At 61.2% G+C, this 17,466-nt stretch carries 9 protein-coding genes; 7 read left to right on the forward strand and 2 right to left on the reverse strand.

From position 1 onward, the window contains the following. Positions 1–22: 22 nt before the first annotated feature. The 7 genes from KVQ74_RS07785 to KVQ74_RS07815 all read left to right on the forward strand — a co-directional run bounded on the left by KVQ74_RS07785 (position 23) and on the right by KVQ74_RS07815 (position 12,028). Positions 23–2,836, forward strand: coding sequence for an ATP-binding protein (locus KVQ74_RS07785; protein WP_217830504.1), 2,814 nt, complete (start codon positions 23–25; stop codon positions 2,834–2,836). Next, entirely contained in the window at positions 2,823–4,010 is a 1,188-nt protein-coding gene (locus tag KVQ74_RS07790; protein WP_217830505.1) for an EAL domain-containing response regulator, read from the forward strand. Before KVQ74_RS07785 ends, KVQ74_RS07790 begins: the two co-directional genes overlap by 14 nt. Positions 4,011–4,096: 86 nt before the next feature. Beyond that, complete coding sequence (locus KVQ74_RS07795) at positions 4,097–7,261, forward strand: hybrid sensor histidine kinase/response regulator (RefSeq protein WP_217830506.1); 3,165 nt, start codon at positions 4,097–4,099, stop codon at positions 7,259–7,261. A gap of 22 nt (positions 7,262–7,283) precedes the next feature. Beyond that, positions 7,284–7,931 (forward strand): response regulator, encoded by a 648-nt coding sequence (locus KVQ74_RS07800; RefSeq protein WP_217830507.1) that lies wholly within the window; start codon positions 7,284–7,286, stop codon positions 7,929–7,931. Positions 7,932–8,039: 108 nt separating this feature from the next. After that, positions 8,040–8,630, forward strand: a complete 591-nt coding sequence (locus KVQ74_RS07805; RefSeq protein ID WP_217830508.1) for a fimbrial protein — start codon at positions 8,040–8,042, stop codon at positions 8,628–8,630. A 73-nt stretch (positions 8,631–8,703) separates the two neighbouring features. Further along, positions 8,704–9,453, forward strand: coding sequence for a fimbrial biogenesis chaperone (locus KVQ74_RS07810; RefSeq protein ID WP_217830509.1), 750 nt, complete (start codon positions 8,704–8,706; stop codon positions 9,451–9,453). 85 nt (positions 9,454–9,538) lie between these two features. Next, a complete protein-coding gene (locus KVQ74_RS07815) occupies positions 9,539–12,028 on the forward strand; it encodes a fimbria/pilus outer membrane usher protein (RefSeq protein ID WP_217830510.1) in 2,490 nt (829 codons plus the stop codon). Here the strand turns inward: KVQ74_RS07815 and KVQ74_RS07820 are convergent. Together KVQ74_RS07820 and KVQ74_RS07825 are read right to left on the reverse strand one after the other, a co-directional pair. After that, entirely contained in the window at positions 12,025–15,699 is a 3,675-nt protein-coding gene (locus tag KVQ74_RS07820; protein WP_217830511.1) for a translocation/assembly module TamB domain-containing protein, read from the reverse strand. The two genes, KVQ74_RS07815 and KVQ74_RS07820, sit on opposite strands and share 4 nt — an antisense overlap. Next, positions 15,696–17,423 carry an autotransporter assembly complex protein TamA gene (locus KVQ74_RS07825; RefSeq protein ID WP_217830512.1) on the reverse strand — a complete coding sequence of 576 codons (1,728 nt, stop codon included), beginning with the start codon at positions 17,421–17,423 and terminating at the stop codon, positions 15,696–15,698. Before KVQ74_RS07825 ends, KVQ74_RS07820 begins: the two co-directional genes overlap by 4 nt. Positions 17,424–17,466: the final 43 nt, after the last annotated feature.

Genomic DNA, 17,466 nt, shown 5'->3' on the forward strand with positions numbered 1-17,466 from the left:
TGGCCGTCCCTAATGTGCCGGGATGAGATTGAAGAACTACCTGCACCAGATCAGCCCGTTCCTGTCCACGCCCCATGCCGCGCGTCGCCTGTTGCGCATCTTTGCGCTGGTGCTGCTGGTGGGGATTCTCGGCGGCGTCTACAGCTTCCTGCTGTTTACCTTCAATAACGAAATCTCCCAGCGGCGCAGCTACATGAGCAGCGCCATTGCCGAGGCCCACACGTTCTTCACCACTCGCGAAGCGCTACTGGAAAGCCTCAGTCTGTCGGCCACCCGGCAGACGGCATTGGACGCACCGCTTTCCGAGGAAGAGATTCGCCTGTTGCTGGGAAAGACACCGGGCAAGCAATGGAGTATCTGGCTGACCCAGCGCATGCGTGACTACCTCAATGCCCACAAGTTGAACCTGCTCTACGTCAGCAGTGGCGCCGAGGCTCAGGTATGGCGCCTCTACAACACGGCCCCCGCGACAGGTAATTTCCCCCGGGCGATGCTCGACCGCCTGGAAAACCTCAAGCGCCAGAACACCAGCGCCCTGCAGGAAATCTGGTTGACCCATACCTCGCGCGGGCATTCGCAACTGTACATTTTCATTCGCCTGGATGAACGCGACCTCGACTCCGGCTGGCTCGGCCTGGAAATGGACGACCGGGAAGTCTCCATCGCCCTGAGTGATCACAGCGCGGGCGAGTTCACCATGTTCAATTCCCAGGGAATGCCGCTGTTCAGCAACAGCCAGAAGCCACCGCCCGGGCAGAACCTGCCGCTATTGCGCCAACAGGATTTCTTCGGGTTTGTCGGGACTGGCTGGCTGCCCGAGCAGTTGGTGCTGCGCAAACAACTGAAGTCCTCGGACTGGCAACTCACCTATTCCATCGACTTGCCGGCCGTGCTCTGGGCACTCTGGCCGCAAATGCTCGGTGCGCTGGTGTTCTGTTTGCTGAGTATCAGCCTGGTGTGCCTGCTGACCCGGCGCCTAGAACATCGTTTCATCACCCCGACCCTGCACCGGATTCAGGCGCTGGTGGACAGTGAATTGTTCAGCCGCGACGTAATACAGACGGCCCCGGTGGCGCTCTGCGTACTGCGGCGCACCGATGGCCGGATCGTCCTGGAAAACACCCTCGCCCAACAATGGCTGGGCCAGTGCAGCGAGCTATTGGGTCTTGGCTGGATTCGTGACGCGTTTGCCGATAACGCGCCTTGCCTTACCGATTATTTCGAGACTGCCGATGGCCGTCACCTTTACCTGAGCTGCGCCCCCACCCGCTACAAAGGTGAAGACGTTCTGCTCTGTGCCTTCAGCGATATCAGTGCGCGCCGGCAAATCGAAGCAGCGCTGGAGCAGGCACGCCAATCGGCCGACGCGGCCAACGAGGCCAAAACCCTGTTTCTCGCCACCATGAGCCACGAAATCCGTACACCGCTATACGGCGTGCTCGGCACCCTGGAATTACTCGCCCGAACCCAGCTCGATACCCAGCAGAAAAGCTACCTGCGGGCGATCGAAGGGTCGTCCGCCACCCTGCTGCAATTGATCTGCGACGTGCTGGATGTGTCGAAGATCGAAGCCGGGCAACTGGCCCTGGAGTTGAGCGAGTTTTCGGTCGTGACGCTGGTACAGGAAGTGGTGCAGGGTTACGCGGCAGCGGCGCAGAGCAAAGGCCTGCAGTTATTTGCCTGCTTCGATCCACAGTTGCCGGACAACCTGATCGGCGACGTCAGCCGCGTACGGCAGATTCTCAACAACCTGTTGAGCAACGCGGTCAAATTCACGGATTCCGGGCGCGTGATATTGCGGGTCAAGGCACTGTCCCGAGAAGGCGAACGCGTCTGCCTGCAATGGCAAGTCTCGGATACCGGTCGAGGCATCGCCCACGCCGATCAGGCCTTTATCTTCGAACCGTTCTATCAGACCCAAGGCAACACCAACGTGGTGGCGGGCACCGGGCTGGGCCTGCCGATCTGCCTGCGTCTGACCCACTTGATGAACGGCACCCTGCGCATGGTCAGCGAACCGGGGCTGGGCAGCAGTTTCTCTCTCACCTTGCCACTTGAGCAACGTCCATGCAGCCAGTTACCTGAAGGCGCAATGGATCTGGCCGCCGAAAGCGTCTACGTGGTGTCACCGGTGCGCGAACTGGCCGAGAGTTTGAGCGGCTGGTTGCATCGCTGGGGCGCCCGTCCACAGATCGGCGCGCCAACCCATGGGGACCTTGCCGCCACGGGCGTGCTGCTTGAGCTGTATCCGACGCCCATGGAGCAGCGCGCGGACGTGCATTGGTCGGGGCCGCGGGTGCTGGCCAGCAATGATAGCGCCTGCGAACCGCAGTTCACCGCTGGTGGCTGGACAGCCAACCTGAATGATCTGGCCGCCATCCAACAAGCGGTTCGCCAGGCTCAGGGCGGACAGACTTCCCGGCGTCAGGAGCAAGGAGTGGCCCAGGTCTTGCCGCCATTGCACCTGCATATCCTGGTCGCCGAAGACAATGCCATCAACCAATTGATCCTGCGCGACCAACTGCAGGAACTGGGCTGCACGGTGACACTGGCCAGCGATGGCGAGGAAGCCTTGTCGCTCTGGCACGACGACGCATTCGATCTCGTCCTCACTGACGTCAACATGCCCAGACTCAACGGCTATGAACTGGCCAGGGCCTTGCGGGGCCTGGGCTGCACCACTCCCATCATCGGCGCCACCGCCAACGCCCTGCGCGGCGAAGACGCCCTGTGCCTGGCCGCCGGCATGAACCAATGCCTGGTCAAACCTTTTACGCTGCGAGCCTTGTCGGTTGCATTGGCTCCCTACGAACGAGTCGCCCATGAAGTCCTTTAGCATTCTGATTGTCGAAGACCACCCTTTCCAGCAACTGTATCTGCAGAACCTGTTCAACGAGCAGGGCCTCTTCGACCTGGAATGTGCCAGGGACGGCGCAGAAGCCCTGGCTCGTCTGAACAGGCGTGATTTCGATCTGGTGCTGACCGACCTGCTGATGCCGGGCATGGACGGTGTGCAGTTCATCCAGGGCCTCGCCGCGCAGCGCTCGCGCCCGGCACTGGCGATCATGAGTGCCGCCTCACGGCGCATGTTGATGGGCGCCAGCCTGGTGGCGAGCAACCTGCAAGTCAAAGTCATCGGCCTGCTTTCCAAACCGGTGAATGCCGCCGCCCTGGGTTGCCTGATCGATCAGTTACAGGCGCTGCGCCAGACCGTGCCGGTCGAGGCTCACACAGGAATCGACCGCCAGCGTCTGTTGCAGGCCCTGGACAAGGGCGAACTGCAGGCCTGGTTCCAGCCCAAAAAAGCCCTGAACAATGGCCGCATCGTCGCCGCCGAAGCACTGGTGCGCTGGGTTCACCCCAAACACGGCACGCTGTTGCCCGGCCTGTTTCTGCCGGCCCTGATCGCTTTCGACCTCGAAGAACCCCTGCTGTGGCGGGTACTGGAACAGGCGATGGCCGCCCAGGCCATATGGCGCCAGCAGGGCTATGACATTCCCGTATCGATCAACCTGCCGACACACCTGCTCAACAGCCACGACCTGCCCGACCGCATCCTCGCCTTCGTGCTGAAACATCAAGGTTTGCCGGCGCGGATCTGTTTCGAATTGATGGAATGCTCCGTGCCCGATGACATCAGCAATTTCTACGCTGGTGCGTGTCGCTTGCGGATCAAGGGGTTTGGCTTGTCCCAGGACGATTTCGGCAAAGGCTACAGCTCCTACATGAATCTGGTGTCGGCACCTTTCACCGAACTCAAGATCGACCGCGCACTGGTGCAGGGCTGCAACGCCAATGCGGAACTGGCCCAGGCACTGACCAGCATTGTCAGCCTCGGTCGGCAACTGGGCCTGACGGTCGTGGCCGAAGGCGTAGAGACTGCGCAGGAACTTGCTCTGTTGCGTAAAATCGACTGCACTCAAGTTCAGGGGTTCCTGATCTCCCATGCCGTGTCTTCGGATCAATTCCAGCAGTTGCTGACCCATGACGGACCGGCGAACGCTTTTTGATCCGCCACCCGCCGTTGACACGCGTCACTTGCCATCGAGGTCACTGTGTCCAAAGGTTTTCCTTTCATTGCTGGCCAGGCGTTGTGATGCCGGACCCCAATGCTTTGCTCGATAAACTGGCCAGCAGCTCACAGCGCCTGAACAAAGGTTTGCTGGTGCTCGGTGCCCTGGTGTTGTTGCTGCTGGGCATCAGCTACGTGGGGGTGCAGCGCATGATCGAGGAACAGCACGATACCGTGCAGTTCCATTTCGCCCGGCTGATGGAAAACATCCGCGAACAGGAGGTGTTCCTGCGAGATATCTCGCGGGAAAGCACCAAGGTCGGTCAACCGGCCTGGGCGGTCCTGCCCACCTATGTGCAAAGGCCTTTGCCCGACGAAGGGCCGAACATTTATGAAGGCCGGGGTCTGCCGTTTTCCCTGCCGTACAGTGTGAAGATCGATCCGGACAAGATTACCGCCAGCCAGTCCCCTAAAGTCTTCGCGCTGGGCACCTACCTGGCCGCCTACTACAGCGCATTCTGGGCGGCGTCCCATTATCAATCGCCGCAGGTGATATTGCTCAACGGCCCCGACAACTTCGATGTGGCCGTACCGGCTGCCGGGCGCGTGCGCGGCGCCATGGGGATGCAGGTGGGTGCGCTGGTCGAGGTGATGACTCAGGTCAACCAGCGCCTGCGGGCAGAGAACGCCTCCCCCCCGGCTCATCAGGTGCATTGGGAATCCTTTCCTTCCACTCAGGATGACAAAGCCGCGTCGACCCTGCTGGCCTACGTCAACATCAATCTGGCCGAGACGGCACTGACGATCGACGGAGCCAGCACCTGGGTGGTGGTGGCCTCGCTGCTGAACCTGTCCCAGGTGAACAATATCGAACGGCTGCTGCAATGGTCGATCTACGACGATTTCACCTTGATCACGCCCGGCGGCAAGGTACTGACCAGCGTGCCGAGAGCCACCCAGGGGCTGAATGACGGAGTGAATTTCACCCGCGACGGTCTGGTATTCAAGCTGACCAGCTCCGGCGAACAGCAGTGGACAGCGATCTATGTCATCAGTGTGCAGCGCTTTCTCGACCGCGCGCTCTGGCCGCTGCTGTGTCTTTTCGCGCTGGTACTGGCCGTGCTCGGCTGTGGCCGGGCGCTCAATCGCTGGTATACGAACCAGGTCATCCTGCCCGCGCAAAGTGCACACGCCAGCACCGCCGAAAGCGAAGCCTTCAGCCGCGCCGTCATCGATACCGCCCCGACCGGCCTCTGTGTGATCCGTCGCAGTGACCATCGCGTGCTGCTGGAAAACCAGCGCGCCCAGCAATGGCACGACACCCGTGAACTCATCGGGCTGCTGGAGCAACAAGCGCCGACGGGTCACGGCGAGCTGGAGATTGACGGGCGCCATCTGCACGTCGCATTCGTATCGACCCGTTATCAGGGACAGGACGCCTGGCTATGTGCGCTGCATGATGTGACCCGACATGTCGAAGATGCAGCGGCGCTGGAAGTGGCCCGCCAGGCCGCCGACTCGGCCAACCAGGCCAAAAGCCGGTTCCTTGCCACCATGAGCCATGAGATTCGCACGCCTTTGTATGGCGTACTGGGCACTCTGGAACTGCTCGCCCTGACCCCGCTCGCCCCGCGCCAGCAGGATTACCTGCGCACCATCCAGCGCTCTTCCGCCACGTTGTTTCAGTTGATCAGCGATGTACTGGACGTGTCGAAGATCGAGGCCGGGCAGATGACCCTTGAGCTTCAGACCTTCTGCCCGCTGGAACTGACCGAAGACATCGTGCGTACCTACGGCGCCTTTGCCCGCGCCAAAGGCCTGAAACTGTATGCCTGCATCGATTCGACACTGCCGGATCGACTGCGCGGTGACCCGCTGCGCATCCGACAGATTCTCAACAACCTGCTGAGCAACGCGATCAAGTTTACCGATAACGGTCGCGTGGTTTTGCGCCTCCAGGTCGTGCACAACACCGCAGGCCGCGCCGAGCTGCAATGGCAGATCAGCGACTCCGGCGTGGGTATTTCCCAGGCGCAGCAACAACAATTGTTCGACCCCTTCTATCAGGTCAACGAGGACGACCGTCACACGGGTGCGGGCCTGGGTCTGGCCATCTGCAAATGGCTGTGCGAGCTGATGCACGGCCAGTTGAACGTGGTCAGCGAACCCGGACTGGGCAGCAGCTTCACATTGCAAATCACACTGGAATGCGTACCGGGCAATCTGGACGATTGCCCGGCGTTCGTTGCCGGTACACCCGCCGTTCTGGTGCGTGCGCCAGTCTCTGAACTGGCGCAGCATTTGATCGCCTGGCTCAACCGGTTTGGTCTGGATTGCCGCCTGGTCACAACAGAAATGGCGCCGCCAGCGACGCTGCTGGTAGACCTCGTCCCCCTCGCCAACGCCCCGCTGTGGAACGGTCCTCGGATTGTTGCCGTGCCAGGAGGGCCTGATCCGGCGCAGTTGAAAGGCACTGACTGGGAAGTCGACGCCGATGATGTGCGCGCAATCGCCTGGGCGATTTACCAGGCGCAACATGGCGCCAGTACCCCGCGCCCATCCGCGCTCCAGCAAAAAAAACGACACTTGCATCTACGGGTGCTGGTGGCGGAAGACAACGTGGTCAACGGAGCGATCATCAAGGAACAACTGGAGGCGCTGGGCTGCTCGGTGGTGGTGGCCGCGAATGGTGAGCAGGCCTTGGCACACTATGCGCCTGGCCGCTTCGATCTGCTGCTGACCGACGTCAACATGCCGATCATGAACGGTTACCGCCTGGCCGAAGCGCTGCGCCAGCGGGACACGACGCTGCCGATCATCGGCGTCACTGCCAATGCCCTGCGCGAGGAAGGCGAACGCTGTGCCGCTGTCGGCATGAACGCCTGGATGGTCAAGCCGCTGAACCTCGCGACCTTGCGCGCGCAACTGGAAGAACATTGCAAAACGACGCTGGCTCCCATCACCACCACGCCGCAGTTATCGCCGAAAATGCGCGAGCTGTTTGTCTCGACCCTGCGCCAGGACATTCGAACCACGCTGGCCGCGCTGGACGCGGACGACGCCAACCGCGTAGCACAACAAATGCACAGCATGGCGGGGGCATTGGGTGCCGTGCAGCTCGAGGCCCTGGCCAGTGCGTTTGTCGAGCTGGAATGTCGCTTGGCCGGTATGGCGGTGACCGCTGCCCTGGCGGTGGAGGTGCGGCAAAACCTGGCGCGGCTGCATGACTTGCTCGACGCCCTTGAATAACTTCACTCTGGATGAATAGCCCATGGAATCCTTCAACGTTGTCATCGCCGATGATCATCCCATCGTATTGCTGGGGGTGCGGGAACTGGTCGAACGAGACAAACGCTTCAACGTGGTGGGTGAAGCCGTTTGTTCCAATGAACTGATCAGCCTGCTGGAGAGCCGGCGGGTGGACTTGTTGATCACCGATTTCAACATGCCCGCCGACTCGCCCTATGGTGACGGACTAAAACTGGTGGAATACCTGACGCGGCACTTTCCCGGTGTGAGGGTGCTGGTGCTCACCATGATTTCCAATCCGTTGATCCTGACTCGCTTGCAGGAACTCGGGGTACTGGCAGTCATTCAGAAAAATCAGCTGCACAATGAAATAGAGATTGCGCTCAAAGCGATTGCCAAGGGCAACCCGGTTCGCCACCAGGGGCCACCGCCAACCTCCGTGATGGAGGACGGTGCTGATCTGGAGGAGCGTTTTTCCCGACTGTCGCCCAAGGAGCACGAAATCCTGCGGTTATTCGTGCAGGGACAAGGCGTCAACGAAATTGCCCGTGGTTTGAATAGAAGTGCCAAAACCATTAGTACCCAAAAAGTATCGGCCATGCGCAAACTCGAAGTAAGCAGTGACCAGGAGTTACTGGCTTATTGCATAGAGCGCAACTTGTTCAACTGATTGAAAAACAATGCCAGTGCATTGGCAGTGCTTCTAGGAATCGTCTGATGTTGCACCGGGAACCCGCGTTTTATCGTGTTGCTTTAACCCCACCAATGGAAAAGCAACATGAAAAAGCTGTCCCGTACGCTTCTCGCCCTTTCGATCTTCGCTGTTGCAGGAAATGCCCTGGCGGCCGACCCGGTTACCCCGACCAAGGCTGGCAGCGGCACCATCAACTTCACCGGCACCATCAACAACGATGCCTGCTCGGTTGAAGGCGCCGGGAAAAACAAAACCATCTCGGTAAACATGGGGGAAGTTTCGATCAAGGACATGGGCACCGCCACCGCGCCGAAAGGCAACGGGACGCTCAGCGTTGAAAACTTCGACATGAAGATCAACTGCAACGCCGGTACCAAAGTCGCCATGATCTTCGAACCGACCAAGGGCGGCGGTTCCGGCATCGAAGCCGGCACCAAGGTCTTGAAACTGGTTGAAGGCCTGGGGGCCGCCAAAGGCATCGGTATCGCCTTGCTCGACGCCAACGGCGCAGTCATCGATCTGACCTCGCCGTCCACCGCGCGAATCGAGAGCAACCTGCAAGACAGCAATACCACGCTGAAATTCTCGGCGGCCTACGTCACCACCGTTGAGCCGGCCCTGGCCGTTGCCGGTCGCGGTGACGCCACCCTGCCGTTCACCCTGCAATACGAGTAAACCGCACGAGCCATCGAGCACTGTGCAGGGCCGACCCGCCCTGCACTTTTATTCACCTTGCGCGGTAATCCTCATGTTTTTACGTTCTTCTCTGTCCTTCTGCGTGGGCCTGCTGGGCCTGTTCGCCGTCAATCAGGCCATGGCCGGCATTTCGTTAAGCAGCACCCGACTGGTATTCGATGGCAAGCATAAAGAAGCCGGCATCACGGTGCGTAATAGTGGTGATGACGTGCTGATCCAGTCCTGGATCGACACCGACAACAGCGAAACCGGTGCAGCGCCCTTCGCCGTGACCCCGCCACTGGTGCGCGTCAGTGGCGATGAACAGCAAATACTGCGGGTGATCTACGAGGGCACAGGAATGCCGGACGACCGCGAGTCGGTGGTGTGGCTGAACGTGCAGGAAATCCCCCGGGCAGCCAAAACCGAGAACACTCTGCAACTGGCGGTACGCCAGCGAATCAAGGTGTTCTTTCGCCCGGCCGGGCTGAAAAACAACGCCTACCTGGCGCCCACCGAGTTGACATGGCGGTTGGCCGAGCGCGCCGGCAAAAGTGTGTTGGTGGTGAACAATCCCGGCCTGTATCACGTATCGATCGCCGATATCACACTGCAATCCGGTGCAATCAGCGAGCACCCGTTTGATTCGATGATGATCGCCCCGGGTGAACAGAAAGAGTTCGCGCTCAAACAACTCAAGTCCATCAACTCGCCACGACTGTTATTCAGCAGCATCAATGACTATGGCGCGCAAGACCGTTATGTCGCGCAACTTTCCAGCCATTCCGATACGCGCGCCACGCCGAATAAAGAATTGCCATAACTTGCGCGCTGCTCTTATTGCCGCACTTTCACTGTATTTCTCTTCGCTCCGTTAGTTCGTATCGGAGGTGATATAGGGTTCCTGAATGTTTTTACTCAAGCGCGACGGACTGGCGCCTTTTTCGGTGGTTCTGGTTTGTAGCACCCCGTGTCTGGCCGACACCGATGAACAATTCAATACCTCTTTTCTGCAAGGCGCCTCGTCTTCGGTCGACGTGCAATCCCTGCTCGTCAACAGTCGTGTACTTCCGGGCACGTACCGGGTCGACCTGTACGGCAATGAAACCCTGGTCGGCCGCCGTGATATCGAATTTCGCCGCCACCCCGGCAGTGGCAAGGTCGAAGCCTGCCTGACCCTGGAAATGCTGCAACAGATCGGCGTCGATATCAGCAAACTGCAGGCGAGCGGCAAACTCGACGCCGCTGACACGAACGCTTGTCTCGACCTGCCCACGCTGATCGACCACGCGACCGTGCGTTATGACGTGCCGCGCCTGCAACTGCTGGTCAGTGTGCCGCAAAGCGCGATGGAACGCGGTCGGCGCGGTTACGTCGATCCTGCGCTGTGGGACGAAGGCGTATCGGCGGCGTTTATCAACTATCAGGTGAGCAGCAACCGCAACAGCAGCGAGACTGACACGACGATTTCCAACAACGTCGGCCTGCGCAACGGTATCAACCTGGGCGGCTGGCGATTGCGCAACGAGTCCAACTTCAACAGCAGCACCGGCCGGCCGAGCACGTTCAAGAGCAACCGCAGCTATCTGCAACATGACGTGACCGCGCTCAAAGGGCAGTTCAGTGCCGGGGACATTTTCTCCGACGCCGACCTGTTCGACAGTGTGCGCTATCGCGGTCTGAAACTGGCTTCCGACGACGGCATGCGCGCCGACAGCGAGCGCGGATATGCGCCAGTCATTCGCGGCATTGCGCAGTCCAGCGCCACGGTGGAAATTCGCCAGAACAACTACATTCTGTACACCGCCAACGTGCCGCCCGGCCCGTTCGAGATCAGCGACATCTACCCCAGCGGCTCCAACGGTGACCTGGAAGTGACAGTTATCGAAGCCGATGGCCAGCGCCGGGTGACGGTGCAAGCGTTTTCCAGCCTGCCGATCATGGTTCGCCAGGGCCAGCTCAAATACAGCGTTTCGGCGGGCCGCTACAACAGCAACAGCGATGACCAGCAGTCACCGCAATTTGTCAGCAGTACCCTGGCTTACGGCGTCAGCAGCAATCTGTCGGCGATCGTCGGAACTCAGGCGACGGAAAATTTCCAGGCGTTGTCCCTCGGGTTGGGACGCAACACGTCGATCGGCGCAGTCTCGCTGGATTTGACCCACTCCAGCAGTCGCACCTTTGGCCAGACCGTCAAGGGCAACAGCCTGCGTGCGCTGTATGCCAAGACATTCACCGGCACCGACACCAACTTCACCCTGGCGGCCTACCGGTATTCGACCGAGGGCTATCGCACTCTCAGCGAACACGTAGAGGAACTGAGCAGCGAAGGCGAAAAACGCACGGGCAACTCGAAAACCCGTACGGACCTGACCGTCAACCAGAGCCTGGGGCGCAACCAGCAATTTGGCAGCCTCTACCTCAATGCCAGTGACCAGCGCTATTGGGGCCGCGGTGGTTCGCAAAGCCTGTCGGCGGGATACAGCAACTACTGGGGCGAGGTGAGCTACAACGTTGGGGCCACCTATACCAAGGATGTCGGCAACTATGGCCCCTCGAACAACGACACCCTGATCAACCTGTCACTGTCGTTCCCGTTGGGTTCGAAACCTCGCGCACCACGAGCCTTCGTTTCTGCCAGCACACAAAAAGGCAGCGACAGCACCCAGATGGGCGTGAATGGCTATTTTTCGGAAGAAAGCGACAGCTACTACTCGGTGCAGGCGGGTAACAGCAGCACCGGTGGCAACAGCGGCTCGGCCAACATCAGCACACGGACTTCAGTGATGGACATCAGTGCCGGCTACAGCCAGGGCCGCGGATATGACTCGCAAAACCTCAACCTGGCAGGTTCGATCGTCGGTCACGCCGGTGGAATCAATCTGGGGCAAACCGTGGGCGAGACGTTTGCGCTGGCCCAGGTCGAAGGCGTGAAAGGCGTGAAGATCGCCAGTTTCGCCGGAGCCAGGACCGCCGGTAACGGCTTCGCCGTGGTGTCCAACGCGCAGCCGTACCGGGTGAACTGGATCAGTCTGGATACTCGCGATCTGGGCGGTGAATTCGAAATTGAAAACGCGACCCGGCAAGTGGTGCCGCGACGCGGTGCCGTGGTGCTGGCGCGTTACGCCAGCAAGACCGGCCGCCGGGTGCAGTTTGCCTTGTACGATGCCCGGCACCAGCCCATCCCGTTTGGCGCTTCGCTTGAGGATGGCACGGGCAAGCAACTGGCGATCTCAGACCCGAGCGGCAAGGCGCTGGCATTGGTCGAAGATGATGCGGGAACGCTCACCATCCGTTGGCAGGGCCAGCGTTGCGAGGCAACTTACGCCCTGCCCGAGCGTGACAAGGCGTTGAATTACGAGCGGGCATCACTGGTGTGCAGCCCGCTGGCGCCTTAGAAATCCCGCTTGTAGAAGATGTCCAGCGAACTGGCGACGCCGCTGGCGGCTTCAAGGTAGACCTTTTTGCTCAGCTTGTAGCGCAAGGCGATGGTGTTGGCCGGTTCGAACACGCCGACGCCGTAGCGCAGGCTGAGTTTTTCGGAGATGTTGCCGCTGGCGACCACACTGGTGGTGTTGCCGCTGCCCTGGGTGTCGAGCTGGAAGTCTTGAATACCCAGGTCTTTCGCCAGGCTGCTGGTCACCCCGGAACTGCCCATCAGGCCCAGCCCCAGCGCCGCCTGGGCGAGCATGTTGTTGTCCTCGCCGTTGGTGCTCAACGGCCGGCCAAGCACCAGATAGGACAGCGCCTGCTCCTGGCTCATCGCCGGTTCCGAGAAGATCTGCGTGGTCGGCTGCTCGGCGCTGCCGCTCAGACGAATACCGGCAATCACGTCATCGGTCTGGCGGATCGCTTCGATATCCAGGTACGGCTGATCGAGGGGGCCGGCGAACAACAGCCGCGCGCGCCGCACGGTCAGGCGCTGGCCGTAGGCGCGGTAACGCCCGTCGTTGAGCCACAACTCGCCGCGGGTGTCCATGTTGTCGCCGATGTGGACATGGCCTTGCAGGTTGGCGGTCAGGCCGAACCCGGCGAAGCTCAACTTGTCTTCGCCAACCACCACGTCGATGTCCATTTTCATGGCCAGCGGCGGTTTGCCCTCTTCGGTCTGCGCGCCGACGATGATCGTGTCGTCGGAGACTTTCACCGTCGAAGGTGGCAGTTCGCGCACGGTGATTTCGCCTCTCGGCACCTGCACCTTGCCGGCAATCTTCAACTCATCGCCGGCCATGGAAATCTTCAGGTCCGGCGCCACTTCCAGCTTGGCGTACGGCTCGACGGTCACCGGCAATTGCGTGCCCTTGAGCGCCAGATCCACCACCAGCGCCTGACCCCAGGCGACGTTGCCGTTGAGACTGCCCTGCCCGGCCTTGCCGCTTTTCCAGCCGCCGTCCAGGCGTACCGACTCGCCGGCGATCACCGCTTGCAGTTGCAGGTTCTGCAGCTCCAGCGGCAGCTCCGGCCCGGACACTTCGCCGTCGCTGAGTTGCACGGTGCCATTGACCAGCGGTGCCAGCAGCCCACCGGAAATCGTGCCGCTGCCGTTCAGGCGCCCGGTGAGTTTCTCGACCATCGGCACAAACGGTCGCGCCACCGACAGATCCAGCCCGCTGAGGCGGAACGAGCCGCTCAGCGGTTTGTTCTTCGGCAACGGATTGAGTTGTGCCTGGACCATCAGCTCGCCGAGTTTGCCGCCGACGAAGTTGAGGTCGGTGTCGATACGCTTGGGCGTGAGTTTGCTGGTGAGTTTGAGGGTCTGGTACGGGAAATCCAGCCATTGATCTTTTTCACGCATGCGCAGGGTGCCGCCGCTGGCGTCGATACTGATCACGCCGTTGGGACCGCTGGCCGGCAGGTCCAGTTGCAGGTCGGCGTTGAGCCGGCCCTGCCAGGCGAAATCCTTGGGCAACCATTGCGCCAGGCTTTCGATCGGGAATTGCTTGAGGTGGTAGCGCAGCTTCGGATCGGGCATCAGGCGCTGATCTTCGCCGCACAGGCTGGCAGTGCCGGACATCCAGCAATGGGCGCCGAAGTTGATCTTGCCATCGGCCAGCCGTTCGAGCCTGGCCGGGTTCTGCAGTTTCCAGTCCTGGCCGCCGGCCTGAATGTCACCGCTGGCCAGACGTCCGCGCCAGTTACCCTTGTCCAGATTGCCGTCCAGACCCAGCGCCAGTTTCAGCTTCGGCCCAAGCAGGTCGAGATTGAGTTTCTGGCTCTTGATATCGCCCTGGGCACTGGCGGTCAGCGTTCCAAGGGACGTGTCGCCGGCCTGAATGCCGCTGCCCTTGAGATCGATTTTCGCCCGTTGCGCGCTGTCGAGGGTGGCGTCGAGATTGAGGCTTTGCAGGCGATTGTCCTGGAACGCCAGTTGCGAACCTTGCAGGCCGAGTTTGCCCTGCGGCGCCTTGAGCGAACCGGCGACATCCACCCGCCCGTTGGCCTGCCCGCGCAGTTGCGGCCAGAGCTGGGCCAGGCGCGGCAGCTTGATGTCGATCTGCCCGGCGAGTGTCTGTTGCAGGCGGCCCTTGCCGCTGATGCTGTTGTCGCCGAGGCGGATTTGCAGGGCGTTGAGGTTCCATTGCTCACCGGCGCCGTCAGCCTTGGCTTGCAGCACTGCCGGTTGTCCGCGCAGCTTGCCTTTGATGTCGAGGTCGGCGTTGAGGCTCAGGCGTTCGTTCTTCATTTCGCCGCTGCTTTTCAACGGCCCGGCCAGAGTGCCCGGCAGTTCCGCCACCCAGTACGCCGGGTTCAGCGCCGACAGTTCCAGCGCGGTATCCCAGGCGATGCCGTCGGCGAACGTCACGTTCACATGGCCCTCGGCCTTGCCCTGCCCGGCTTCGAGTTTGAATTGCGGCAGGAAGATCTGCTTGAGGTTGCCACTGAACGGACTGCTCAGACTGAACGCCCCCGCCGGGCCATCCAGTGCCGCGGCGAAATTGCCGAGGTATTGACCGTCGGTGTAGGACACTTCGCCGTTGAACGTACGCAACGCGACTTGCGGCTCGTCAATCTCGGGATACAGCCGATGCCACGGGAAGTCCTGCCAGTTGATATTGGCCTGGGCGCTGAGGCCTTTGCTCCAGTCGACATTGCCGGTGAGCTTGAGGCTTTGCTTGTCGTTGGCGTTCAGATCGAGGCCGGCGATCTGCGCGCCCTTGGCGTCGACCTTGCCGTTGAGCAGCAGCGCCACCGGTCCCTGCTCGGCGGGCAGCGTGGCGTTACCGAGCAACTGGTAACCGTTTTTCAGGTCGCCCTCGCCGGTCAGCACCAGTTGATTGAGTTGCAGGGTGTCCGGCAGATCGGCGCTCGGTTTGAATCCGTCGCTGGTAATCCGCACCTTGGCCGGCAGGTTTTCCGCCAGCGGTTGCAGCTCGCCGCTCAACTGACCGTCGAGATAGCCCCGGCTGTCGGCGTGCAGGTTGAGGGTTTTCAACAGATCGCCATCGACCTTCAGCGCCAGCGTCCACGGGGCGCTGCCCGGCGCCGGCAGGGTCAGTTGCCCCTCGATGTTCAGCGGCCAGTTGCCGGTCGGTTGCAGCAGGCCGGACAGGTTCAGGCTCAAATCGTCGCGTTGCAGTTTTACGCTGTCGATCTGCATGCCCTTGGCCGTCCAGTGCGCCGCCAGTTGCAGATCCTTGAGCTGTTCGCTGCCGTCGAGCAGCAGGCTGCCGATCTGCACGTCGCCCAGTTCGATGGCGAGCGGCAATTGCAGATCCGGCAGCGTGATCGGGCCGCTTTCCGTGCTTTGGGCACTCGGCGCGAATTGCAGGATGACTTGATCGGTCTTGAGCTGATCGATGCACAGGGTCATGCGCGTCAGGCACAACGGCGACCACTCGAAGATCGGCTTGTTCAGCTCGACCCGGTTGCCGTCCTGCTGCCACAACAAATGATCGGCGCTCCATTGCCCGCCGAGCCGGCCCTGGAAATTCTCCACGCTCAGCCCCGGCACCAGACCCAGCGCCCAGCGGCTGCCGGCCTGGGTGCCGAGCACGGCGGCCAGGCTCAGCACAACCAGCAACAGCAGCGACAGAATCGCCAGCAACGTTATCGTCAACCCACGTTTCACAGCTCAGGCCCCATGGAAAAGTGCAGCCGGATGCCGCCGTCGTCGTCCAGCGCATGGGCCAGGTCGAGGCGGATCGGCCCCACCGGTGACACCCAGCGCACACCGATACCGACCCCGGTCTTGAGGTTCGGCAGTTCGAGTTTGTTGAAAGAGTTGCCCTGATCGACGAAGGTCGCGACCCGCCACTTTTCGGCGATCGAATATTGATACTCGACGCTGCCAGCTACCATGTAGCGCCCGCCAATGCGGTCGCCCTCGGAGTTTTCCGGGGACAGGCTCTGGTAGTCGTAACCGCGCACGCTCTGATCGCCACCGGCGAAGAAACGCAGCGATGGCGGCACCGACTTGTAGCCGTTGGTGGCGCTGCCGCCGACCTGTACGCGGCCGAGGAAACGGTGCTTGTCGAACACCGTGGTCAGGCCCTTGATCAATGCCGTGCCATACACCAGGTTGTTGTCCGAGCCGAGGCCTTCCTTGGCGACCTTGCTTTCGAAGGTCAGGCGATAGCCGTTGTGCGGGTCGATGCGGTTGTCGCTTTTCAGGTAGGAATAGCTGACGCCGGGCATCAGCAAGGTGCTCAGGCCGGAGTCGTCGCCCAGTTGATATTCCTCGCGCTGCCACTTCAAGGAAATCACCCGCTGCCAGCCGCTGGGCAACTTGCTGTGCCATTCCGGGCCGAGCGTAAGCAGTTTGCTCAAGGTGTCGGAGCCGTCGATGTCTTCGTACTGGTAACCGGCCGCCCAGCGCAATTTGTCGGTCAGCGGCGGATCCAGCGGAATGTCATAGAACACCCCGACGTTCTGCCGGGGCGCCGAGAGTTCGGCTTCCCAGCCATAACTGTCGCCTTGCGCATTGACCCAATGGCGGGTCCAGTTGGCCTTGATCCGCGGGCCGACGTCGGTCGAATAGCCGAGGCCCAGGCCCATGGTGCGCGGTTTACGGGTGTCGAGTTTGACCGCCACCGGGATCACGTCATTCTTCGCGGCGGTCGGCGCGGCATCGACCCGCACGCCTTCGAAATAACCACTCGATTGCAGGGCCTGGTTGAGTTCGGCGATCAGTTCCGAGTCATACGGCTCGCCCGCCTTGAACGGCACCATGCGTTGCAGCAGGTCTTCATCGAACGGCGTGTCGCCCTCGAAACTGACGTTGCCCAGGGCATAACGCGGGCCGCTGTCGTAGATCAGTTCAACGTCGGCTACTCCGGCACGCGGGTCGACCAGCAGTTTCTGGCTGGTGAAATGCCCGCTGAAGAAACCGAAGCGCGAGGCCTGGTTCTGGATCAGCCGCTTGGCGTCTTCGTAACGGCCATGGTTGAGCACCGCGCCGGGCTTGAGCACGTCACTCTTGGGGACTCGAAAGGATTTGAGCGAGGCGGCCGGGCCATCGACGCGCACGGTGACGTTGCGCAGACGGATCGGCTCGCCGGGATCGATGGTCAGCACCAGGCGCGGCTTCTCGCCGCCCTTCACTTCGCTGTCGATTTGCGGCTGGTAGTAGCCCAACGCCTGGGCGGCCTTGCGCGCCTGCTCTTCGGCGCCGCGACTGAAGCGCTGCAAGGCTTCTTCGTCACGATCGCCGAGGCTGCCGATATAGCCTTCTATATTGGCCTTGAGCTCATCGTTGGACGGTTTGACCCGCACATCCAATTCACTTTGCGCCAGGGCTGCGACACTGGTGAACAGCATCAGCAAACCGCTGGTAAATCTTCCTGGAAACTTCATAGGCGCGGATGCTATCACGAGCTTGGGAGCGTGATAGAGCCTG

This window comes from Pseudomonas botevensis (genome assembly GCF_019145475.1).
Classification (GTDB): domain Bacteria; phylum Pseudomonadota; class Gammaproteobacteria; order Pseudomonadales; family Pseudomonadaceae; genus Aquipseudomonas; species Aquipseudomonas botevensis.